This is a genomic window from Iodidimonas nitroreducens (genome assembly GCA_000710935.1).
GTDB classification, from domain to species: Bacteria; Pseudomonadota; Alphaproteobacteria; order Sphingomonadales; family Rhodothalassiaceae; genus Iodidimonas; species Iodidimonas nitroreducens.
The window spans coordinates 25,225-47,121 of the sequence record BAYV01000021.1; the positions used below are offsets into that span (position 1 = coordinate 25,225).

Below are 21,897 nucleotides of genomic sequence, written 5' to 3' on the forward strand. Positions count from 1 at the left end.
TCACGCAGTGATTGATCGCTGATCGAGCCGATGATAGCAAAAAGAATGCACTAAAGCGCCCTTTGTCAGAAACAAACCTTCATGGCAATGCGGAAAAAAGCCAATGGCCATCTTCTCAATAAGACCATGACCAGCGCAGGGAGACTGAATTGTCTTTGCTGCTGCTCATTTCACTGCGAACCCCCAGATTCCGGGTCAGCGCCCATTCGATGGTTCCGGTGGTGATGCCGGTGCCGGTTTCGGTGCTGATTTCCAGATAAATATCATCGGTGAGATATTTGCCCCCGGTGAGCCGGGTGCCCGCCGTATCTTCGCCCCCCATATCGATATTGAGACGATCCAGACCAAGGGTGGACCGCGCCGCCCCGATGACATCGAGCCCGCCCCCGCCCGAAAGACTGGCGAGTGCCGAGGCCAGTTGCATGGCTTCCAATGGGGTGAGATCTGAGACCTGCTCGCCAAAAAGCAGGCGGGCAAGAATTTCATCTTCGGGCAGGGAGGGGGTGGATTGCAGGCTGATCACGGGCGCGGATAAAGGCCCGGAAAGCTGCAAAACAATGGCGAGGCCATCGATCTGATCCCGCGCGGTGATATCCAGCAGGGGATCGGGATTGGCATTGCCTGTCAATAAAATCTGGCCATTGTCTAAAATCAGCCGCCGACCGGCAAAATCGAACGCGCCCTTCACAAGGCGGGCGCTGCCGGTGATCAAGGGTGTGTCGGCGCTGCCATCAATATCCAGATCAAGGGCCCATTCGGAATCAAGCCCCCGCCCCCGGATGAAAATGCGCCGGGGCGCTGCGATCTTCAGATCAAGGGCAAGGGGCCGCTCATCAGGGGGTGCGAGACCCTGATCGCCAGTATCATCATCGCCCCCATCCATCCGAGCCACCCGGCTGTCGATTTCTGTCACCTCGATGCTGGTCACATCATCGGGCAGGGATTTGGCAATATCGATATCGGCGCGTGTGGGCTCGATGCGGCCTGAAAGGCGATGGATCGCGGGGCTTTTTTCAAATTTCAACTGCGCTGAGGTGATCGCCCGTGCTTCCACCCGGCGCACCACTGTGACCCCATCAAGGGAAAGGTCGAGATCGGCCAGCAGCTCGCCTTCAGGCGATAATCCGGCTGAGCCCGCGCCGCTGATCCGGCCGCCATTGCCATCCTGGGCCGCAAGGCTTTCAATGGTCAGCTTCAAACCATCGAGGCGCGCATCCAAAGCAAGATCGGTGGCGAGAAAACCGCTGGGCAAATGCTCATAACGGCCATTTTTCAGGCTGATCATGCCTTTGGGTTCGGGGCTTTCGATGGTCCCCGCAATTTTGATGGTGGCATCCAGATCGCCCGAAGCTTCCTGTTGCGGCAGATCAAGGATCATGAACAGCGGGGCCAGCGCCCCTTGCCAGATCATCTCGCCTTCAAGGGGGGCATCATCGGGCAGATCAAAGGCTGGTTGGACGAGATTAAGGCGCAAGGGCAGGGTCAGACGGGCGCGGGCCTTGAGGGAGGGTGGGGTATCAGGAGGGGTGGTATCGGCGGTATCGCGGGCGGAGCCTTCGGCCATCATCATTAAAAGATCATCCTTGAGATCGGCTTTGATGCTGATCTGAAGGGGCGGTACCTGGGTGAAGCCGCCGATCGCCGGGGCGAGATCATGCACGAAAAGGCGCATCGTGCCCCGGCTTTGATCCTTTTCCTGCAAAAGCGACAATTGGCCATCAAGGGTGCCGGTGGGCAGGATCTGTGGGGACATCACATTCAGGATCGACAAGGGCATATCCGTCAGATCGAGCCTGAGATCGACCTCATCCCCGCCTTTTGTTAGGGCGCCGCTGATCGCCCCTTCGGAAAATTCGATGCGAAAGGGATCAAGGGTCAGATGATCTTTTGTCATTTGCATCGATAGCGGCTTTTCAGTGTTCAGCTTTTCCCCAAACAGCAAACCGGCAAGGGTAAGGCTGGCCTTTTGACTTTGCGCATCTTGCGACCAGATAAGCGATCCCCCCAGATCGAGAGGGCCGCGCCAATGGCCATCGGCCTTGCCATCGAGCTGCAAGCGGCTGCGGTCGCCCGTGGCGCTGATCTGAAGGCGGTTCAATTGGGTGAAGCCCAATAAAAAATCGCTTAATAAAAGCGTGCCATCGATGCGCGGCAGGCCATCGGTGAGAAACGCCTCGGCTTTGAGATCAAGGCGCTGCAAGCTGAGCCGCTTTGATTGGATGGGCAGAACCAATGATTGCCCAGCTGCCTCAACACTAAGGGCCTGCTTTTCATTATGGGCGAAAAGCGCGGCCTTAAGGCTCAGATCGCCTTCAAGACCATAGCGCTGGCTTTCGGGTAAATCCGATAAATCCCCCGATTGGCCGTTGAATTCGCCCCGCAGCAAAGCATCCGTGCCATAGATCAGGCTGCCTTCGATTTTTGCCGCCCCCAATGCGACAAAGGCCAGCGGCAGGCTGATCGCGCCATCGGCTTTCCTGTGCCCCCGGGCTTCGATGCGCAAGGGGCCAAGGCTGCTTTCGGCGCTGAGCCTGATCTCGCCCATTGGCCCGGTTTCATTTGCCGCATCAGGATCAGACAGGCTGGCCAGCCCATCCAATTCCAGATCGTGCATAACCAGCCCCCCCAGATCAAGCTGATCGAGGTGGCTGTGCAGGGCCAATTGGGGCGCAGAAAACGGCCCGCCCAGCGTTCCATCCAATAAAAGCCAGCCTTCCATCTCTGCGGTGCCGGGCATGTCCGGGACATCAAGCCAGCCAAAGCGCGCAAGATCGGGCAGGCGGATCTGATAATCCAGATCAAGCCGTTCATCGGCCAGATCGGCTGCGCCCTTGATATCGAGCCTGATCCCCGCCGCATCGAGCCGGGCGTTTTTGATGGTGATCTGCTGATCCGGCTCCAGATCGATCTGCGCCGCGATGCTTGGGTCCGCCCCTAAAAGCGCGGTAAGGGTGGCATCTGTGGATGCGAGATCAAGCCCCCGACCATCGAGGGTGAGGCCGATGGGGGCATCGGCATTGGGGCGTTTGACCTTTAAGCGGCTTTCCAACCCGCCTTGGAAAGGCAAAGGAAGGGGGAGGCTGGCCAGATCGGCGATTTCGGCCAATCCTTCAAGATCAAGGGTCGCAAGATCGGTGCTTGCGGTGCCTGAAGCCGAGAGCCGCGCGCCTCCAGTGCTGAGCGATGAAGTGCTGAGCGATGCGGTGCCAAGGGTGATCTGGCGGCTTTTTTCATTGGCCACAGCATCGAGATTGAAATCCACCAACAGCGGCTGATCCTGGGTTTGTGCCAGATTTGTGATGATCAGATCATGGATTTGACCGCTGAGCTTCAGGCTCAGTTCAGAGCCTTCGATCCCCAGATGATAGCGGCCATCAAGCTTTTGGGCCAAAATCTGAGGATCACGGGTCGGCGCATCAGGGCTTGTGCCCTCATTCGACGCGGGCGCATCGAGGTTGAAACCCCCATCGAGCACAAGGCCCTGTGTTGTTGGCTGCACCTGGCCATTAATGGCCATGCCGGAAAAAGCCAGTGGCCATCCATCGGGCAAAAGGGCGGCACTTTGGGGCGCATCGAGGCGATAGGCGAGGGCTGAGAGCATCGGGCCGTTTTTGGCCAAAGCCGTTTCCAAAGCCACGGTGCCTGCGGCCAGATCAAGCAAAAGCTCAAGGGGAATGTAATCGGCCTGATCCTGCCCGGCGGTCATCACAAAAGCCACAGATGCCCCCAAAAGCGCAGCATAAGGGGGATCGATCAGCCCCGCAGGATTGGCATGGCCCTTGATCACAAAGGCTGTTTCATGGCCGGTGATACGGGCTGCGAGGTTTTCCGTCGCCCCTATTCTGGCCGAAAGCGTACCCTGCCATGCGTTCAATCGGCCCGCCCCTTCCAGATGGATATTCAGGGCTTCATTGGGGGGCATGGCCAAAAGGGCGGTGATCAGGCCATTTTGGGGGCCATGCAGATCAAGGCGCAGATCAAGCTTTTGCGGGCTTTGCTCATAATCCAGATCAAGGCTGAGGCGATCCGGTTCCCAATCAGTTTCCGGGACCGGGCCGGGGGCGTTTTGTTCGATCGCCAAACTGGCCATGGCCTTTTGATCGGCCAGGCGGATGTGATCGAGCCGGGCCGACATAATGACACCGCTATCGCTCGTGTGTTGAGCGATACTGGGATCAAGGGTTATATTTTTGATCGTGATCCGGCCGATTTCGATGCCGAGCGGCAGGTCGGGAAGCCGGGGCATGGCCAGATCGGGCAAGCGCAGATCCTGCAGGCTGAAGGCTTGATCTTCGGGTTTTTCGGGGCCGAAAACCGGCAGCCGATCCAACCGGGCATGGGCAATTTCAAGGGATGGGATCGAGAGATTTTTGCTCAGTATATCCAGAGGCTGCCATGCAATGGTCAGCCCATCCAGCACCAGATAAACCCCGCGATCATCGCGGAGCTGCAGGCGATCCATTTCAAATTGTGAGAAAAGATCGCCTGAAAGCCTGCCTAATTCCACATATTTCGTGCCCACTGCATCATTGATGCGCGCCAGAATCCAGCTTTTGCCCCCATCGCTATTGAGCCAGAAAAGACCACCGATGGTCGTCAGCAACAGCAGCAGGATGAGCGCTCCGCATCCCATGAACAGGGCGCGCAAGGGGCGCTTATGGCGAGGTTTTGCGGGCGCATTGCGGGTGGTCAAAAGCTTTGCCCCAGGCTGATGTAAAGTTGAATCCGGTTATCGCCGGGGCGGCGATTGATCGGGGTGGCAAGATCGATCCGCACCGGCGCAAAAGAGGTATGATAGCGAAAGCCGATCCCCGCCCCCCAGCGCAAATCTTCAAATTGCGGCGTGGTGCTGGTGGTGACCTCTCCCACATCCACAAAGGGCACGATGCCGATGTTTTTGCTGATCTTCACCCGCGCTTCCACCGAGGCTTCAAATTTCGATCGTCCGCCCAAGGGGTCTCCTTCGACATTGAGGGGGCCAACATCTTGAAAGCCGAAGCCGCGCACTGATCCCCCACCGCCCGCGAAAAAGCGGCGATTGGCGGGCAGGCGGTCTGTTTCTGCCCCGACAATCGATCCCAAAGCCAACCGCCCGGCCAGAATATAGTTTTTTTGCTGATCAAGGGCGAGATAGCTGCTGACATCGAACTCCATTTTATAAAAACTGAACAGGCCATCCTGTTCGGCCAGATGGGGGGCGATGGCCAGACGGGCATGAACGCCTTGGGTTGCATCCAGGATCGAATCTCTTTGATCAAAGCTTGCCGTGAGGGGGAGGGAGGTGAGAAGAAAGGTGCGACGGCTGTCGATTTCTTCCACATCGGTAAAGCCGATCTCGGTCCCCACACCCAATCGCCAATAGCGGCCAATGGCCCGATCCAGCCCGAGGCGGGCATTGAGTTCAAGGCTGTCAAAAGCATCGGTATCTTCGCGAATGGCCCCCAATCGGGCCGTTAGATATTGATCATGGCGCAGAAAATGCGGCTTTTGGAAATCGGCGATCAGGGATTGTTCAATTTCGGCGATCCGGGCGTTCAGTGTCAGGCGTTCCTGAGACCCAAAAAGATTGCGATGTTCCCATGATAGATCACCGCCAAAGCCTTCGGTGGTGGTAAAGCCGGCACCAATGGCAAGGGTGCGGTGGTTGGTTTCCACCAGATTGATTTCCAAAGGCGGGCTGATCGGCCCTTCTTGTTGGCGTAAATCCTTCGCAGGGTCCTTGAAATTGATCCGAACACTGCCAAAAAGGCGGCTTGAGACCAGCGCTTGTCGAAAGCGATTGATGCTGGCCTGATCATAGGGTTCGCCCGGCTTCCAGGGCACCAAACGATCCAGATATTCTTCATCAACGCTTGTCAAACCCTCATAAAGAACGGAACCGTAATGAACTTCTGGCCCCGATTCAAAGCGATAGGTAATGGCTGCGCTGGTGCTGGCATGATCGATGACCACCCGCCTTGTGGCTTTTTGGGCAAGGGGATGGCCGTTCATCGGCAGGGCCTTGGCGATATGATCTTCCCCATTGACGATGGCCGCCGCCCGGGCCGGATCGCCCGGCTTTAAGCTCATTTCGGCAAAAAGCTTTTGTTTCAGGCTTTCATCGGGGGTGGCCCCAATGAAATTGAGGCTGATATCGGATATTTTATAAAGGGGGCCGGGAAAGATGATGATGGCGATTTTTACGGGCGATTGGCTGCTATCGATCTGATCGGCGAGAGTGGCATTATAATAGCCCCAGGATCGAAGCGCCTTTTGAAAGCTTTTCATATCCCGCTCGATGCGGGTGCGCAGGGCCCCATAGGATCGCGGTGGCGCGCCCTTCTCCCGGTTCAGAACGGACAGCCCGGTCAGCTGATTTTTGAGGCCAGTCTCTACACCCTCAATTGATAATTGATAGCTGATAGCCGGGCTTTCCTTCAGAGCTTCTTGTGCCCAAAGCGGCCCGGCAAAAGCCAAAATGGCCATGAGGGCGGCCAAAGCCATCAGCTGTGCCCGCAGAAGGGATTGGCCAAAGATCGATGCGATCAACTGCTTGCAGATCAGGAAGGGGATCACGCATCTCCGCGGATGATGGAGCGAATCAAGAAACGCGCCGGATGATAATGCTGTCTTTGGTCGATTTCGAGGGGGGATGGCGCACCCGCAATTTGTGCGGCGATCCCAAATGCTGCCAAAGGCGCGGTTTGAAAGCCTCGCGCCCCCAGCCCCGTGAACAGATAAAGCCCCTGATGATACGCGCACAAGGGCAGATCCCGGCGGTTTTTATCAATTCGTGCCCCCGCATAGGCATCTTTGAACCATTCCCCATCAAAAAGCGGCCCGGCAAGCGGGGCATGATCGGGTGTGATCACCCGTTGACCGGTCCAGATTTCACACGGCGCCTCAGCCCCCGCATCAAGGCCGAGGGCTTTTCTGGCGTCATCGGAAAAGGCCGAGGGATGACCGCACAGCCGCCGCTCGCCTGCGGCAGTTTTTACGCTGCGGCTGAGATATCCTTCATGATAAAGGCTCTTTTTGGGCAAAGGATGGGGGGGCAAAAGGCTGATCTGGCCGTTTTGCCTGCTGATGGGCAGCGCGGCGGCCAAGGATGGGGGCAAAAGCGCCGCTGAACCCGGTCCGGCGGCGATGACCACTGTGGCCGCTTCGCACAGGGCTTTGCCACCCTGATCACAAATCTGCCAGCCCGCTTGGCCTGTTCCTGATGGCCCCGATAAAGGCCGCAGATGATCTGCATGGGCTGAGATCAGCCGATCCGCTTTTGCCCCCCGATCATAGAGAACAGCAGGATTGATGCAGCCTGCCTTTGGCCAGTAAAGGGCATCTTGATCGCATGGAAAGCCGCTGATCGTGCTGGCCTCATCGGCGCTCATCAATCTCAGATATTCATCGGGCCAGTTCAATATCCGGGTCACATCCCGGGCCGGTTTGCCGCCTTTTTTGCCATTTGGCAATTGAAGCACACCGCGCGGATGCTCCCAAACACCGAGGCGATCATAAGAGCGCCAGGCAAAAAGCATGGAGGCAAGAGACAATCGCGCCCATGCCGATGATCCCAGATCGAGCCGAGGGGCCAGCAGGGCCACGGGCAAAGGCGGGGCATGGGCTGCGGGCGGTGCAGCGATCTGGATTGTGGCCAGCCCATGATCGTGGCAGGCCGCCAGCATCATATGGGCGGCAATGCCATTGCCGATCACCGCCACAGGGCCTTTTGATGGCGGCGGCAGGCGATACCATGGGGATGATTGGTCCGGGCCGCTTTCAGCCTTTTCAAAGCGCCCTTGAAGCCGTTCGCGCTTGCCATTGAAGCCGGGTTGCTTTTCCATGCTGAACCCAACGGCCTCAAGGCCCCGCTTCACATGGCCGGCGGACGTAAAGGTGGCAAGGCGGGTATCGGGGTGGCTCAGGCGGGCGATCTGCTGATAAAGTTCGGGGCTCCACATGGCGGGATTTCGGGCCGGGGCAAAGCCATCCAGAAACCAGGCATCGATCCGCGCTTCAAGGCGCGATAGCATCAAAGCCGCATCCCCCAAACATAAGCTGAGATGCACCCGGCCATTATCAAAGATCAGGCGATGAAAGCCCCCTGTGGCTGGCGGCCATTGGACGAGCAAAAGATCCGCCAAAGGCTTCAGATCGGTGAAGGGGCTGAGGGCGCGGGTGAGATCGGCTTTTTTAAGAGGAAAAGCTTCCACCGAGACGAAATGCAGGCGGGCGCTGGCCCGGGCTTTTGCCCATTCCTGCCAGGTTTTGAGGAAATTGAGCCCGGTTCCAAAGCCGGTTTCGCCGATGCTGATAAAATCGCCCTGATGCCATAATTCATCGAGCCGGCAAGGGGCGATAAACACGGCTTGGGATTCCGCCGGGCCGTGAGTCGTATCATAATATTTATCTTCATAATGGATCGAGAGCGGCGCATCCCCCTCCCATTTCAAGGGTGGGTGCAAAGGGTGGGGCGGGATATTTTGATCGTTTCTGGTCATCTTCAAGCTTTCCACATCTAGCCTTAGCCATAAACCTCTAGCCCGCAGATTGACAGGGATTCTCGCCGCATCTGAGGGTTGAAAAAGGGGGTGATCATAAGATCGAAGCTGGCGGGCGACGCGCATTTTCATCGTCCTTTGATGGCGTTAGAATATTTGTTCTCATTGGCCGTGATTTGCAATTTCCCGCTGAATAAGGGACACTTATCATCGTTTATTTAGACGGTGCCTTGGGAGGTGCTGATGCTGCTGGATTTTAGTGGGTCTGATGCGATCAGCGATGTCAAAGCGGATGATCTTCCCGAGGGTTCTGTCCGCACCTTATTATCCTTATGGGAAAGCCGCCGGGCGGGTAGATTGATGCCCGAACGCAAGGATTTCAATCCCTCTGAAATGGTTGGTCTGCTGCCCGATCTGTGCCTGATGGATATCGAGGCAGGAAGCGGGCGCTTTCGTGTGCGCCTGTTTGGCACAAGGCTGGCCGCGATGTCGGGGCTTGATCTGACCGGGCATTATATCGATGAAGTGAAGGGCGGGCGCGGGGTGATCGAACGCTGTAATGTCCTGATCCGGTGCAAGGCCCCCATCTATCGGCGGAATATTCCTCTTAAATGGTCGCCGCGCAAATATCGCAGCTATGATGTGCTGGCCTTACCCTTGTCATCAAACGGGGTGGATGTGACGATGATCCTGTTCTTGCTGGAATTCACCTAATTTTCGATCCTATCCATGGTTTCCGGGCCATCGGCATCGGGCAGGTCAACCCTGACGATGGTGCCCTTGCCCGGTGCACTTTCGATCCTGAGCCTGCCCTGATGGGCCGCCACGAAGGCGGCCACAAGGGGGAGGCCAAGGCCGGTGCCCTGATGGCGGCGGGTCATCGCCCCATCAACCTGCCCAAAGGGGGTAAGGGCCTGGGCGATATCCTCTTTGCTCATGCCGATCCCGGTATCGGTGATGCTGACATGGCAGCCGCCATCGCTTTTGGCTTTGATTTCAAGATGGATCGATCCACCCTTACTGGTGAATTTGATGGCGTTGGACAGCAGATTGAGCAGGATCTGTTTGAACAGGCGGCGATCCAAAGTCATCGAGAAATTATCCGGTGTAATCAGGATGTGGATGCTGACATCCGCCTGATCCGCCCGTTCCTGCACCAGCCGCAGGCATTGGCTCACAACATTGGGGATATCCACCTTGGATGGGTATATCTCCAGCCGTCCCGCCTCGACCTTCGACAGATCGAGGATATCATTGATGATCTCAAGGAGGTGGGTGCCCGATCGATGCACATCGGCAGCATATTCACTATAGCGGCGATCCCCTAATGGCCCCAGCACTTCATCCTTGATGATTTCCGAAAAGCCCAGAATGGCATTGAGGGGGGTGCGCAATTCATGGCTCATATTGGCAAGAAATTCGGATTTCGTGCGATTGGCCAGTTCGGCGGCATCCCGGCTTTTGCGCAATTCCGTTTCATATTTTTTTTCATCGGTGATATCGCGGCCAATCAGTAAAACCAGCTTTTCTCCATCGACAATCATCAGTTCTGCGGAAAATTTCACGGGAAAGGTCGAGCCATCCCGGCGTCTCACATTGGCTTCCATATGCCGGATGCAGCCATCGCTTTTGAGGATGGAGGCGATTTTGATCGGGATCGTGGGATCTTCCCAGATTTCCAGATCAAAGATGCTTTGCCCCATGATGGCCCGTCGGCTGAGGCCGATGGCATTGGCCAGATTATCATTCACATCCACAAAAACACCTGTGCGCATGAAAGAGAGCGACATCATATCGGGCGTTGCATGAAACACCCGCTTGAACAGCTCATCGGATCGTTCCTGGGCGCGCTCTGTTCGTTTTAATTGGGTGATGTCGGTCAAAGAGGCCAAAATCGCCGGTCCATCGGGCCAATCCACCAAAGTCGCCCGGCAATTCACCCAAAATTCTGCGGCATCAGGCCGGGACAGGCGAAAACGATCATATTCATCAACCGCTTCGCCCCGCATCCGGCGCTTCACATTATCGGCAACCCGTTCCCGATCATGGCGGTGAATCCATTCCAAAATCGGCTTTTGCAGCAAGGGCAGATCCTCGCGCACCCCCAGCATATCTTTCATCGCCTGATTGATATATAGGGGCACAGCCCCACGATGCACCACAAAGCCCTGGGTGGCCATTTCCATCATCTGCGAGACGGATGATGCCGGCAGCACATCGATTCTAGGCGCTGAACGCTCTGTGTCCTTGCTGGCTAAGCTAATGACATCGCGTGCATTTTTATCGTCAATGCGCTGGTCCTGTTCGTCCATCATGCGCTTTCTTGTTCATCTCGGCACTGATCGGTCAGGCGGATTGCGGCTTAAATGCCATAAATATACAGTATTTTTTATGATCCGTATCAACTCTTGATACAAGAATAAAAATAACGGGTAACTATCTCAGGTTTAGCCGCCTGCCCCCCCAAGGCCGATTAAGCTTTGCGCAAGGAAGCGCTGCTAGAATTTTGTGGCCTGCGATGAAACATGATGAAAAAATGAGTCTGTCCTTACAGCTAAGCTTGCCCTATTATTGCACTGCAATAGATTCTGCCCCTAAGATTGAGGGTCGATTAACGCTTTTACAGATTGGTTTGCGGAATGCTTTATTCATTATACGAACTTCAGCACACGGCCGTGGCTCCCGCGCGTTATCTGGCGGATCAAGGGCAAATCCTTTTTCGTAACCCATTAAATCCCATGAGCTTTACCCCCATGGGCCGGATGACATCGGCGGCTCTTGATCTGTTTGAACACAGCACAAGGCGCTATGGAAAGCCGCGTTTCGATCTGGATTGGACCCATATCGATGGCCGCGATGTGCGGGTGACCGAAGAGATCATGTATCGCAAGGGCTTTGGGCAAATTAAGCGTTTCGTGCGGGATATCAGGCGGCCAAATGATCCAAAGGTTTTGCTGGTGGCACCCATGTCAGGGCATTTTGCAACCCTTTTGCGCGGCACGGTCGAGGCACTTTTGCCCGATCATGATGTGTATATCACCGATTGGCGCGATGCCCGCGATATCCCTTTGTTCGAGGGGCGTTTTGATCTGTGTGATTACATCGATTATGTGATCGGCTGGCTCGAAGATATCGGCCCCAAATGCCATGTGATTGCGGTGTGTCAGCCTGCGGTGCCGGTTTATGCCGCCGTGGCCCGGATGGAGGCTGAAAAAAACCGTGCTGCCCCGGCTTCGATCACCTTGATGGGGGGGCCGATTGATACCCGTGCCAATCCCACTGCGGTGAATGAATTGGCAACCACCCGGCCTTTGAGCTGGTTTGAACGCAATGTCATCACCCATGTGCCGCCACCCAATGCGGGCATGTGGCGCAAGGTTTATCCCGGATTTTTGCAATTGGCCGGGTTCATGAGCATGAATTTGGGCGATCATATGATGAAGCATCATGAATTCTTCAATCATCTGGTGGAAGGCGATGGCGAAAGCGCGGATGCGACCCGGTTTTTCTATGAGGAATATCGCTCGGTCATGGATATGACAGCAGAATTTTATCTGCAAACCATCGAAACCGTTTTCCAGACCCATGCCCTGCCGAAAGGCGAGATGATGCATCATGAGCACCGGGTCGATCCCAAGGCGATCACCCGCACCGCCATCCTGTGTGTGGAGGGCGAGCGCGATGATATTTCCGGCATCGGCCAAACCAGATCGGCGCTCGATCTGGCCAGTAATCTCGATCCGGCCAAAAAGCGCTATTTCATGGCCCCCAAAGTTGGCCATTATGGCATTTTCAATGGCCGCCGTTGGCGCGAGGTCATCGCGCCTGAAGTCAAGGCCTTCATTCGCCAGCATGATGGGAATTAGGGTCCGGCCCACCCGGACGGTAAGGGCCTGACTATTTGCTGCATTCGACCATCCCTTGATCTTGGCTTCATCTCGCCGCATTCTCGTGCTGTGATCTGATTTCTGATGCGCATAAGGGAGGCGATGAGTGCGGGCTTTTCTGATGATTTTGGGCGCCATTCTGATGGTGGCCGCCCCCTATGCCAAGGCTTCTGATCCGTTTGCGTCCTTGCCTGATCTGCTGAATGGTCATTTGGCGCAAGGGGGCATGGTGATCGGCAAAACCACCCCCGGATCGGCGGTTTTCCTCAATGATCAGCTTGTAAGGGTGGCGGCTGATGGGCGCTTTGTCATCGGCTTTGGGCGCGATGCCCCGCTTTCGCACATCTTGCGGATAAAAAGCCCGGATGGCCGGGTGGCGCAGCATGATCTGACACTGGAAGATCGCGATTTCAAGGTGGAACGGGTGGATGGCCTGCCGCCTGATACTGTAACCCCGCCCCCGGAATATTATGAGCGTCGCCGCCATGAAACCGGGCAGGTGCGCACGGCCCGGGCGGAAATGAGCGATCTGATGGCTTGGAGTGACGGCTTCATTCTGCCCGCCAAGGGAAGGATTTCAGGTGTTTATGGGTCGCAAAGAATCCTGAACGGCGAGCCGCGCTCGCCCCATTATGGTTTGGATGTGGCGGCGGCACCGGGCACTGCGGTGGTGGCCCCGGCAGCCGGGATCGTGCGACTGGCCGCGCCCGATTTTTTGCTGGAAGGCGGTATTTTGATCATCGATCACGGTTTTGGGGTCAGTTCAACCCTGATGCATCTCAAATCTGTTGATGTGGCGGTGGGCGATCATGTGGAACAGGGCGAGCCGGTCGCTACTTTAGGAGCCACCGGGCGGGCCAGCGGGCCGCATGTGGATTGGCGGATCAATTGGCTGGATACCCGCATTGATCCCCAATTGGTGCTTCAGATGCCCCAACAAGAGGGCGCGGCCCCATGAGGGGTGCGGGGCTGAAGCTGCTCGCCTGTTTTGGGCTGATTGGTCTTTTGGCCCCCATGGCCAAAGCGCAGGATGTGAAAATGTCCATGGATGCGGCGGTGATGAGCGATCTGGTGGATCGCGGGCTTTCCTTATCCGATGAAGATCCATCGGCCAGCTTCGGGATTTTTGCCGATCTTGGCAGGCATCTTTATAGCGGGCTTACGGTGGCCAGCATTGATGATTTCATGGGCAATGATGCGCGCATCAGTGGGATCGTCGGGCTGAGCCTGCCGCTTGATGCTTATCAGCTTGATCTTTCGGTGCTGGCGGATGGATTTGTGGGCGGCGATGGCTTTGTCACCCCTGAGATACGCGCGCGCCTTTCCCGCGATCTGGGGCTTTTTGTGGCGGCGGCGGGCGTTTCCTATGCCCCTGATGGCCGCTGGAGCTTACGCAATCAGGATGTTTTATACAGCTATCTGGAAACCGAAGTGCCGATCCCCCGTTTGTCCTGGCTTACGGCAGTGGCGCATGTGGGGTATGAGCTATTTGATGGGGCGGCCAATAAAACCGATTGGGGGATGGGCTTGGCGGCGGGCTATCAGGCTTTTGAATTCAGCCTGAATTATGAAGACAGCGATCGCAATGATCCGCGCGGCGATGCCCGGTTGGTGGCGGCCTTGCGCGTTTTCTTTTAGAATATGCGGCTCATCAATGGCCTTTGGTAAGGCCCGCAGCCTTGATCCCGGCTAAGGCCGGATCGATGCGTTGGCGGATGGCATCCAGCAAATGGGGGGTGGTGGCAATGATCGCAGATTGCCGGGCGCTGGGCTGATTATAATTGAGGGGCGCCCCTGTTTCATCGAGGCAAATGCCCCCGGCTTCGTGCAAAATCAGATCCGCCGCCGCCAGATCCCAATCGCATTTGGGGCGCAGGCTGATCATGGCTTCGGCCCGCCCTGCGCCAATGGATGACAGCCGTAAAGCCAAAGCGGGCAAGGAGAGATAGCGCATCTGCGGCCATTGAAGGGGCCAGTGCCGAGCATCGTGCATCAGCTCTTTTTCGGCAAATATCTTGCAGCCCTCAAGGCTTTTGCGCTTGCTCACCTTCAGGCTTTTGCCATTCAGGCTGGCCCCGCAGCCTGTTTGGGCGAGATACATTTCATCAGAAGCAGGGCGATAAACGGCCCCCAGAACCGGTCGGCCATTTTGGACCAAAGCCACTGAAACTGCAAAGGATGGATCACCCCGCAAAAACGCGCGGGTGCCATCGATGGGATCAACGACCCATGTCGCGGCTTTCGAGAGGCGTTCGGGATCATCCCTGCTTTCTTCCGATAGCCAGCCGGTTTCATGATCTATCTGCAGGCGTTCATGGAGCAGATCATTGACCGCGAGATCGGCTTCGCTCACCGGATCATTGGGATTTTTCTCCCAAGCTCTGACCGGAGTTCCGAAATAGCCAAGGGCCAGGGCTCCGGCGTCTCTGACGATCTGCTCCAATTCATCGAGTGTGTGGCTGAGAGGGGCGGGCTGGTTCATGTTCCGGCGACAGTCATCCTGTCGATCAAAAGGGTTGGGGCATTGGTGGAAAAGCGAAAGACCAGATCATTGGCCGGGGTGAGCGTGGCAAACATCTCCTTCAGATTGCCGGCAATGGTCATTTCGCTGACCGCATGGCTGATCTGGCCGTCTTCGATCAAAAAGCCAGCCGCCCCCCGGCTATAATCGCCGGTCACCGGGTTCACCCCCATGCCGATCAGTTCGGTCACATAAAAACCCCGGCTCACGGAGCCGATGAGATCGGCGGGCGTGGATGTCCCCGGCTCCATATATAAATTGCTTGTGGAGGGGCCGGGGGCCGATGAAATCCCCCGCGTGGCGCTGGCGGTGGAGGCAAGATCAAGTTTGCGGGCGGTGGCGCAATCAAGCACCCAGCTTTGCAGGATGCCATCCTCGATCAGGGTGAGCGGTCTGGTTTCCAATCCTTCGCCATCAAAGGGCCGGGAGCCAAGGCCCCGTACCCGCCGGGGATCATCGAGGATGCGGATTCCCGGCGCAAACACCGACTCGTGCATTTTTTTGAGCAAAAAGCTGGTGCCCCGGGCAATGGCTGCGCCATTCACCGCTTGGGCAAAATGGCCGAGCAGACTGTTTGAAACCCGGGGATCGAAAATGACCGGCAGGCTGCCGGTGGGCAGGCGGCGCGCCCCCAGCCGGCGCACTGTGCGGTTGCCCGCTTCGCGCCCCACGCTTTCCGCCGTGGCCAGATCGGCAAAATGCCGGGCCGTGCTGAAATCATAATCGCGTTCCATGGCGGTGCCTTCGCCCGCCAGAACCGAGGCCGAAACGGAAAAGCTGGTGCCATCATAGCCACCCAGAAAACCGCTGCTGGTGGCAAGATCAACCCGCATGCTGGATGCCCCGGCCCCCGCGCCCCCGCTATTGGTAACGCCGGGCACCGCGCGGGCGGCGTCTTCGGCTTCTTGCGCCAAAGCGGTGAGCGCCGCTTCGTCGATCTCATTGTGATCGTGAAGCTCAAGACCCTCGGCCGTTCTGACCCGGGCCAGCAAAGCCGGGTCCGCCAAGCCGATCCATGGGTCTTCGGGGGCCACCCGGGCCATGGCGATGGCGCGCTCCACCAAAGCCGCGCGGCCATCGGGATTGGGATCAGAGGTGGAGACCGTGGCGCTGCGCTGGCCGATCATCACCCGCAGACCAAAAGCCGTGCTTTCGGATCGCTCGGCATCTTCCAGAATGCCCAGGCGATAGCTGATCCCGATGCTGCGATCCGCTATGGCCAGGGCATCGGCGCTGTCGGCTCCGGCTTTTTTCGCGCGCTCGATCAGATCGGCAAGGATATCGGCGGCGCTGTCGCTTTGGGCTGGTCTGGTGTCGGATAGGGGCATAGGGCCTCGCTGATTGTGCGTGAACATGCCTAGATATATGAGCCCATGGCCATCACAAGACAAGACATGACTGGCCCCGGAGATGGGATCGCGATCATCCCAAAGGCGCGCATCAAAAGAAAGGCCCCCGCAGAGGGTGCTGCGGAGGCCTGACAGAAGATCATGAAGCCCAAGGCAAGTGGGTCGGAACAGGGGGAACGTCGTGCGCTTCATGATCACAAGGCGCGAGTAAAAACCCGACCTTGCACCAAACACTATAGTCAAAAAGTCATAATTTGTCATCCCAAACTATGATGATACGCTATCACTTCGTTGTGAAATATCATGTAATATTCGCGTAAAAATAAAAATGTCAGCCAGGTCGCCACTCGGGGGCTGTGCAAAGCCGGTTTTCTGTGGTTCTTTTTAAGATCAGGTTCGATTGTACCTATGATCGGACTTGGAAAGAAAAAAACATGGCCGACGAACAAGGCCGCATCGTGGGAATCTGGAGAGGGATATATGGCTGACAACAGCATCGGTTCCGCAGCCTCGGGAGGCAGGGGCGAATTATTCGGGCATCCAAAAGGGTTATATGTTCTGTTCATGGCAGAGATGTGGGAGCGCTTTTCCTATTATGGGATGCGGGCGCTGCTGATTTTCTACCTGACCCAGCATTGGCTTTTTTCCGATGGCTCGGCCTCTTTGATTTATGGCACCTATACCTCGCTGGTTTATATCACGCCGGTGCTGGGCGGCTATCTGGCGGATAAATATCTGGGCCAGCGCAAAGCGGTTTTATTTGGCGCCATCATGCTCACCTGCGGCCATGGCCTGATGGCTTTTGAAGGTACGGGCGGGCAGGATGATCCCGCCCTCAATATTTTCTGGCTGGCGCTTTCTTTCATCATCGTTGGTTCGGGCTTTTTGAAAGCCAATATTTCGGTGATCGTCGGTCAACTTTATTCCCTCACCGATGCGCGCCGCGATGGGGCCTATACGATCTTTTATATGGGGATCAATGTGGGGGCGGCCATCGGCACCATCGTTGCCGGATATCTGGGCCAAACCTATGGCTGGAAATATGGCTTTGGCGCTGCGGGCATCGGGATGCTGCTCGGTCTTCTGGTTTTTGTGTGGAAAACGTCTTTGCTGCTGGGCCGGGGTGAATCCCCCGATCCGGCGCGGCTGAAGCGCAAGATCGCCGGTTTGCTCAATCTGGAATGGACGCTTTATCTGCTGTCTTTGCTTTCGGTTGGCGGCATCTGGATGCTGGTTCAGATGCAAGGGGCGGTGGGCAGCCTGCTTTTGGGCTCTGGCATCATTTTGCTGGGCTATGTGATTTATGAGGCGATGACCAAGCTCAGCCCCCATGAGCGCGACCGGATTTTCGCTGTGGTCTTTCTGATCGCCTTGCAGCCGCTTTTCTGGGGTCTGTTCGAGCAGGCGGGGTCGTCGCTCAATCTGTTCACGGATCGTTATGTGGATCGCATGGGCGTTCCGGCATCGGTGTTTCAATCGCTGAACCCGATTTATATCGTGTTGCTGGGGCCGGTTTTTGCGGGGCTATGGGTATTTTTGGCCAAGCGCGGGCTGGAACCGTCCACCCCGGCCAAATTCGGCCTTGGGATCGTGCAATTGGGGCTGGGGTTTCTGGTGCTGGTTGTGGGGGCCCATCTGGTGGGCGTCAATGCGGCGACCCCGGTCGTGTTTATTTTTCTGATTTATCTGCTGCACACCACGGGTGAGCTGTGCTTATCGCCGGTGGGGCTTTCGGCCATGAACCGGCTGGCGCCCAAGCATATGGCCAGCCTGATCATGGGGGCGTGGTTTTTTGCCACCGCCGGGGGCAATTTCGTTGCCGGGTTGATCGCCAGCGCCACGGGTAGTGGTGGCCATGCCGGGGGAACGGATATGGCCAAGGGATATGTTTTGGAAATCTACACCACCATCGGCTTTGTGGCTTTGGGTGTGGGGGTTCTGGTCATGATGATTGCGCCGCTGGTGAAACGGCTGATGCATCTCGATACCCTGAAAGACGATCAGGAACTGGCGGGCTATGAAGAGGTGGGCGAGGCGCAGACCGTGGGTATCCATCCAGAGCGGGAAACAAGATCATAAAATCGGGGCTTCAATCGTCTTTTGAGGAGGCAACATGCTAAAAGATATAACGCTGAAAGATAAAAGGGCGGGACTGGCAATCGCGACAGCCTTGACGCTCACCCTATCGGGTTGCGCGACCGCCCTTGGTAATGGGGGCGTGTCTGGCTCAACCGCAACGACGGAAGCATCGTCAGGCAAGGGATCAGATGCGGCGCGCTCTGCCGCTGATCCCTATCCCTCGACCTATCGCCCGCTGGCAAGCCGACCCACGCTCATTCGCAATGCCGTGGTGCTGGATGGTGCGGGCAATCGCATCAATGATGGATCGGTGCTGCTACAAGACGGCAAAATCAGTGCCATTGGCAAGGATATCAAGGCCCCGGCGGATGCGGTGATCATCGATGCCGCAGGCAAATGGGTCACACCGGGGATTATCGATGTGCACAGCCATTTGGGGGTTTATCCATCCCCCGGGGTGCGGGCCCATTCCGATGGCAATGAAGCCACCGCCCCGGTCACCGCCAATGTGTGGGCCGAACATTCGGTCTGGCCGCAGGATCCCGGTTTCGTGCGGGCCTTGGCCGGTGGGATTACCGCTTTGCAGGCCTTGCCCGGTTCGGCCAATTTGTTTGGCGGGCGGGGGGTGACCTTGAAAAACGTACCGGCGCGCACGGTTCAGGGAATGAAATTTCCCGATGCGCTTTATGGTTTGAAAATGGCCTGCGGGGAAAATCCCAAGCGGGTTTATGGTAGCAAGGGGCGTTCGCCTGCAACCCGGATGGGCAATTTTGCGGGCTATCGCGAAAGCTGGATCAAAGCCACCGATTATAAGGTGAAATGGGATGAGTATGAGGCCAAGGTCGCGCGCGGAGACAAGGCCAAAGCACCCACACGCGATCTTGAGATGGACACCCTGAAAGGCGTTCTGGACGGCGATATCATCGTTCATATGCATTGCTATCGCGCTGATGAAATGGCTCAGGTGATCGATATGTCGAAGGAATTCGGCTATCAGGTGGGCACCTTCCATCATGCGGTCGAAGCTTATAAAGTGGCCGATCTGCTGGCTGAAAATGGCACCTGTGCGGCCATGTGGGCGGATTGGTGGGGCTTTAAGATGGAAGCCTATGATGGCATCCGCGAAAATATCCCCTTCGTGCATCAGGCCGGGGCCTGCGCCATCGTTCATTCCGATTCCGAAGTGGGTATCCAAAGGCTTAATCAGGAAGCCGCCAAAGCCATGGCCGATGCCAATAAGGCAGGGCTGAAGATCAGCAAGGAAATCGCCTGGACATGGCTGAGCCTTAATCCGGCGCGATCCTTAGGGATCGATAATCAGACCGGCAGCCTTGAACCCGGCAAGAATGCCGATGTGGTTTTATGGACGGATGATCCCTTCTCCAGCTATGCGAAAGCGGAAAAGGTTTATGTGGATGGGGCTTTGGTCTGGGATTTGAATGATCGCACCGTGCAGCCGGTGATGGATTTTGAATTGGGTCAACCCGGTGCGGGAGATGCGAAATGAAAGCTTTGGCAACATCTTTGGCAACATCCCTGATGGCCGGTCTGTCGCTTTTTGCCGGGCAGGCCGATGCCCAATCCATTGCCATTACCGGTGGCACCATCCACAGCATGGGCCCGGCGGGCCTGATCGAGGATGGCACCCTTTTAATGAAGGATGGGGTAATCGAGGCGGTGGGCGATAGTGCTTTGGCCGTGCCCGATGGCTATCGGGTGATCAAGGCCGAGGGCCGCCCGGTGACCCCGGGCATTTTTGCCGCCTTCACCCAGATCGGTCTGGTCGAGGTGGGCGCGGTTGAAGATACCCGCGATGGCAGTGTGCGCGGCGATGTGCCCTTTCATGCGGCTTTTGATGTGAGCTATGCCATCAATCCTGCTTCCAGCCTTGTTCCCGTCACCCGGATCGAGGGGATCACCCGCGCCGCTGTTACGGCTTCGGGCGGGGATCATGTGCTGGCAGGCCAGGGCGCGCTCATCCATCTGGGTGAAGGCATGGATCTGGTGACCCGGCCCCGTGCTTTCATGACCGCCTATCTGGGGGCCGATGGGGGCGATGAAGCCGGAAATTCCCGCGCGGGGGCAGTGATCTGGCTGGTCAATGCCCTGAAAGATGCCAATCGCTATGCCAAGGCCCCCAATCCGTCTGAATGGGCGGGGGTGGTCAGCGCCCTTGATGCTGAAGCCCTGGCCCCGGTGGTGCGCGGCGATCAAAAGCTTTTGATCCATGCCAGCCGGGCCAGTGATCTTTTGCAGGTGATCCGCCTGAAAAAGGAAATGCCGAAGCTTGATCTGGCGATTGTTGGCGCGGCTGAAGGCTGGATGCTGGCCGATGAACTGGCGGCGGCAAAAATCCCGGTGATCATGCAGCCCTTCGATAATCTGCCGTCGGATTTCTCGCATCTGGCCGCGACCCAGAAAAATGCCGCCCGGCTGTCGCAAGCGGGCGTGCTGGTGGCCATCGGCGATACGGGGGCGGATTCCCATAATGCCCGGCTTGTTTTGCAATATGCCGGGAATGCGGTGGCGAATGGCATGGATTGGGCTTATGCGCTGGCCTCCATTACCATCAATCCGGCGCGGCTTTATGGGGTGGAAAAGGAGCTTGGATCGCTGGAACCGGGCAAGCGCGCCGATGTGGTTATCTGGGATGGCGATCCTTTGGAAGTGATGTCGAGCCCCGATGCGGTTTTCATCGATGGCGATGAAATCGAATTGGTCTCCCGGCAAACGCGCCTGCGGGATCGCTATATGAATTTGGGCGGCGATCAGCCCTTTGCCTATCGCGATTGAGGCTTAAGCGAATTTTAAAGGAGCCAAAGACTGTGTTTTTGGCTTCTTTTTTCGCCCTCTGTTTTTTGGCCTCAGGAAAGCTTCGGCTTTTAGATGCGCCATTTTCGCTGGACGGACTATCAGGATCGTATTATTTTGATAGCTATGAATAAGATCGCATTCAAATCTGACCATGGTGATTGGGCCGCACGCGGTAAATCGCGAGCCTTTTATTCCGGCTTGCGTTCCGGGCTGGCGGCATTTACCAGTTTTTATGAACCGCGCCCACGCCGAGCCACTGCTGATGAAGCTGATGCCTTGGCTGATGATTTCGATCGGATTGGCAAGGATGGCCAACGCAGCCTGCGGCATGTTCGGAAGAAATATCGTTTGTGAGTGATCAGCAATCTTCAGGTGACAATTCCGAAGAAAAAGGCGTGAAATCCGTTCCTTCGGAGGTGAATGCAGACAATGACGAAAGCGCCGATGGCGGCTATGTCATGCTTGCACGACGCTATAAGGGCCCAATCCCCCCGCCAGATATTTTGGAAGCCTATAATGATCTGGTGCCGGGCGCTGCGGCAGAAATCATCGCGAATTGGGGCAAGGAATCCGATCATCGCCGCGATATGGAGCGCCTTGGCCTGAAGGGTGAACTGGCAGCCGAAAAGCGCGGACAATATCTGGGGGCGTTCGTTGCTCTTTTTATTTTTGCTATGGCTTTTGCCGCAGGCTGGTTCGGGATGATTGAAATAGGGCTAGGGTCAGGATCCATGAAGCACGCCTTCGAGGTTTGAAGCAGAACGGCT

General features: G+C 56.9%; 15 protein-coding genes. 9 read left to right on the forward strand and 6 right to left on the reverse strand.

What is annotated here, in order from left to right:
• Positions 1-115 precede the first annotated feature (115 nt).
• Genes AQ1_RS09240 through mnmC2 form a run of 3 tightly spaced genes read right to left on the reverse strand, consistent with a single transcriptional unit; the run spans position 116 to position 8,480 of the window.
• Positions 116-4,693, reverse strand: a complete 4,578-nt coding sequence (locus AQ1_RS09240; protein ID WP_042086539.1) for a translocation/assembly module TamB domain-containing protein — start codon at positions 4,691-4,693, stop codon at positions 116-118.
• The gene (locus AQ1_RS09245) at positions 4,690-6,555 is read right to left on the reverse strand and encodes an autotransporter assembly complex protein TamA (protein WP_052371159.1); all 1,866 of its coding nucleotides are present in this window, start codon (positions 6,553-6,555) and stop codon (positions 4,690-4,692) included. Before AQ1_RS09245 ends, AQ1_RS09240 begins: the two co-directional genes overlap by 4 nt.
• Entirely contained in the window at positions 6,552-8,480 is a 1,929-nt protein-coding gene (mnmC2, locus tag AQ1_RS09250) for a tRNA (5-methylaminomethyl-2-thiouridine)(34)-methyltransferase MnmC2 (RefSeq protein ID WP_161760530.1), read from the reverse strand. Before mnmC2 ends, AQ1_RS09245 begins: the two co-directional genes overlap by 4 nt.
• Before the next feature lie 243 nt (positions 8,481-8,723).
• On the opposite strand from mnmC2, the gene AQ1_RS14565 reads away from it, so the two are divergent.
• Entirely contained in the window at positions 8,724-9,194 is a 471-nt protein-coding gene (locus AQ1_RS14565; protein WP_052371160.1) for a PAS domain-containing protein, read from the forward strand.
• Here the strand turns inward: AQ1_RS14565 and AQ1_RS14570 are convergent.
• Positions 9,191-10,795, reverse strand: a complete 1,605-nt coding sequence (locus tag AQ1_RS14570) for a PAS domain-containing hybrid sensor histidine kinase/response regulator (protein ID WP_052371161.1) — start codon at positions 10,793-10,795, stop codon at positions 9,191-9,193. The genes AQ1_RS14565 and AQ1_RS14570 overlap by 4 nt on opposite strands.
• 324 nt (positions 10,796-11,119) lie before the next feature.
• Here AQ1_RS14570 and AQ1_RS09265 point away from each other — a divergent pair, with 324 nt between their 5' ends.
• The 3 genes from AQ1_RS09265 (at position 11,120) to AQ1_RS09275 (ending at position 14,005) form a co-directional block, all read left to right on the forward strand.
• Positions 11,120-12,346: a polyhydroxyalkanoate depolymerase gene (locus AQ1_RS09265; protein ID WP_042086542.1), complete on the forward strand. Its 1,227-nt coding sequence runs from the start codon at positions 11,120-11,122 to the stop codon at positions 12,344-12,346.
• A gap of 127 nt (positions 12,347-12,473) precedes the next feature.
• The gene (locus AQ1_RS09270) at positions 12,474-13,325 is read left to right on the forward strand and encodes a M23 family metallopeptidase (RefSeq protein ID WP_313980283.1); all 852 of its coding nucleotides are present in this window, start codon (positions 12,474-12,476) and stop codon (positions 13,323-13,325) included.
• Positions 13,322-14,005: a TorF family putative porin gene (locus AQ1_RS09275; protein WP_042086544.1), complete on the forward strand. Its 684-nt coding sequence runs from the start codon at positions 13,322-13,324 to the stop codon at positions 14,003-14,005. Before AQ1_RS09270 ends, AQ1_RS09275 begins: the two co-directional genes overlap by 4 nt.
• A gap of 13 nt (positions 14,006-14,018) precedes the next feature.
• Here AQ1_RS09275 and AQ1_RS09280 read toward each other — a convergent pair whose 3' ends face one another.
• Both AQ1_RS09280 and AQ1_RS09285 read right to left on the reverse strand, forming a co-directional pair.
• The gene (locus tag AQ1_RS09280) at positions 14,019-14,849 is read right to left on the reverse strand and encodes a 3'(2'),5'-bisphosphate nucleotidase CysQ (protein ID WP_042086546.1); all 831 of its coding nucleotides are present in this window, start codon (positions 14,847-14,849) and stop codon (positions 14,019-14,021) included.
• A complete protein-coding gene (locus AQ1_RS09285) occupies positions 14,846-16,216 on the reverse strand; it encodes a TldD/PmbA family protein (RefSeq protein ID WP_042086567.1) in 1,371 nt (456 codons plus the stop codon). Before AQ1_RS09285 ends, AQ1_RS09280 begins: the two co-directional genes overlap by 4 nt.
• Before the next feature lie 501 nt (positions 16,217-16,717).
• Here AQ1_RS09285 and AQ1_RS09290 point away from each other — a divergent pair.
• The 5 genes from AQ1_RS09290 (at position 16,718) to AQ1_RS09310 (ending at position 21,885) form a co-directional block, all read left to right on the forward strand.
• The gene (locus AQ1_RS09290) at positions 16,718-18,316 is read left to right on the forward strand and encodes a peptide MFS transporter (RefSeq protein ID WP_042086568.1); all 1,599 of its coding nucleotides are present in this window, start codon (positions 16,718-16,720) and stop codon (positions 18,314-18,316) included.
• 34 nt (positions 18,317-18,350) lie between these two features.
• Entirely contained in the window at positions 18,351-19,823 is a 1,473-nt protein-coding gene (locus AQ1_RS09295) for an amidohydrolase (RefSeq protein ID WP_052371162.1), read from the forward strand.
• Positions 19,820-21,109: an amidohydrolase family protein gene (locus AQ1_RS09300; RefSeq protein WP_052371163.1), complete on the forward strand. Its 1,290-nt coding sequence runs from the start codon at positions 19,820-19,822 to the stop codon at positions 21,107-21,109. Before AQ1_RS09295 ends, AQ1_RS09300 begins: the two co-directional genes overlap by 4 nt.
• Positions 21,110-21,202: 93 nt before the next feature.
• Positions 21,203-21,484, forward strand: a complete 282-nt coding sequence (locus AQ1_RS15315) for a hypothetical protein (RefSeq protein ID WP_161760532.1) — start codon at positions 21,203-21,205, stop codon at positions 21,482-21,484.
• Entirely contained in the window at positions 21,481-21,885 is a 405-nt protein-coding gene (locus AQ1_RS09310; RefSeq protein WP_052371164.1) for a DUF2335 domain-containing protein, read from the forward strand. The genes AQ1_RS15315 and AQ1_RS09310 overlap by 4 nt, the downstream gene beginning before the upstream one ends.
• Positions 21,886-21,897: the final 12 nt, after the last annotated feature.

Coding starts and splice junctions, on each gene's coding strand:
- mnmC2 (WP_161760530.1), bottom strand. CDS start 8,480: ATGACCAGAAACGATCAAAATATCCCGCCCCACCCTTTGCACCCACCC.
- AQ1_RS14565 (WP_052371160.1), top strand. CDS start 8,724: ATGCTGCTGGATTTTAGTGGGTCTGATGCGATCAGCGATGTCAAAGCG.
- AQ1_RS14570 (WP_052371161.1), bottom strand. CDS start 10,795: ATGATGGACGAACAGGACCAGCGCATTGACGATAAAAATGCACGCGAT.
- AQ1_RS09265 (WP_042086542.1), top strand. CDS start 11,120: ATGCTTTATTCATTATACGAACTTCAGCACACGGCCGTGGCTCCCGCG.
- AQ1_RS09275 (WP_042086544.1), top strand. CDS start 13,322: ATGAGGGGTGCGGGGCTGAAGCTGCTCGCCTGTTTTGGGCTGATTGGT.
- AQ1_RS09280 (WP_042086546.1), bottom strand. CDS start 14,849: ATGAACCAGCCCGCCCCTCTCAGCCACACACTCGATGAATTGGAGCAG.
- AQ1_RS09285 (WP_042086567.1), bottom strand. CDS start 16,216: ATGCCCCTATCCGACACCAGACCAGCCCAAAGCGACAGCGCCGCCGAT.
- AQ1_RS09290 (WP_042086568.1), top strand. CDS start 16,718: ATGGCTGACAACAGCATCGGTTCCGCAGCCTCGGGAGGCAGGGGCGAA.
- AQ1_RS09295 (WP_052371162.1), top strand. CDS start 18,351: ATGCTAAAAGATATAACGCTGAAAGATAAAAGGGCGGGACTGGCAATC.
- AQ1_RS09300 (WP_052371163.1), top strand. CDS start 19,820: ATGAAAGCTTTGGCAACATCTTTGGCAACATCCCTGATGGCCGGTCTG.
- AQ1_RS15315 (WP_161760532.1), top strand. CDS start 21,203: ATGCGCCATTTTCGCTGGACGGACTATCAGGATCGTATTATTTTGATA.